This window comes from Streptomyces sp. P5F9 (assembly GCF_057961495.1).
Window position 1 is genome coordinate 1 of record NZ_JBXVPZ010000943.1, and the last position, 1,197, is coordinate 1,197.

Here is a 1,197-nt window from a genome sequence, read left to right on the forward strand (position 1 = left end):
ACCGCAGACACCCGAAACCCACCCGCATCCGTAGGCCCGGAAACAAACACCCCGCCCAACGCAAGCACCCGCTCCCGCATCCCCACCAGCCCGTTCCCCCCAGAGGGCAACCGCGCCGCAGACGCGGACGCCGGCTCCGGCGGCGGCTCGTTCTCGACCTGCATCGCGATCTCCGACACCCGGTGCGCGAGCCGTACATGCGTCTTCGCGCCCGCCGCGTGCTTGTGGACGTTCGTCAACGCCTCCTGCACCACCCGGTACGCGGTCTGCTCGATCTCCGCCGCGTACACCCGGCTCTCACCCTCAACGGACAGGTCCACAGCCATCCCGGCCGCCGCGGACTGCCCGAGCAGCTCGTCCACGTCGGACAGGCAGGGCCCGTCACCCGCGCCGTCGTCGTCGACGGCCCGCGAAGCCGCCGCCGCAGCCGCAGCCGCCACGCCCACCGCGACCAGCGGTACGGCCGCCCGCTCGCGCGCGTCCCGGCCGTCCCCACTCCTCAACACCCCGAGCATCTCCCGGAGTTCGGTGAGTGCCTGCCGCCCCATGTCCCCCACGAGGGCCGCGTTCTTGACGGCCTTCTCCGGATCCTTCCGAGCCACCGCCTGGAGTGCCGCCGCGTGCACGACCATCAGGCTCACCCGATGCGCGACGACGTCGTGCATCTCCCGCGCGATCCGGGTCCGTTCCTCGCCCCGGGCCCACTCGGCACGCTCCTCGGCGCGTTCGGCAAGCAGTTGAAGCTCCCGCTCCAGGCTGTCGGCGCGCTCCCGGAGACTCTCCATCAGCCGGCGCCGGGCGCCGACGTAGAGGCCGAGCAGCACGGGCGGCGCGGTCATCCCGACCGCCGTGGTGATGGAGGCGAACGGAACGAACCAGTCCCCCAGTTCCCACGTCCCCCGCTGCATGTCCTGCCGCACCCGCACGAACATGACGATCAGCATCCCGAGGAACGACATCCCGGCCAGCGATCCGATGATCCGGCGCGGCAGTTCGGACGCGGCGAGGGTGTACAGGCCGACGATGCCCATCAGGTAGCCCATCTGGGCCGGGGTGATGGCGATGGAGACAAGCACGACCGCGATCGGCCACTTCCGCCGGACGATCAGCGCCGACCCGGCCAGCACCCCGAAGACGACACCGACGGCGGCCGGGATCCCCGCGTCGTGCGCGAACCGGACCCCCTCCGCCCCGCAC

Annotated in this window: 1 protein-coding gene; it reads right to left on the reverse strand. The window is 72.0% G+C overall.

The features are described from left to right. On the reverse strand, positions 1 to 1,197 hold a 1,197-nt coding region (locus tag AC31A1_RS51670; protein WP_489659953.1), incomplete at both ends, for a sensor histidine kinase.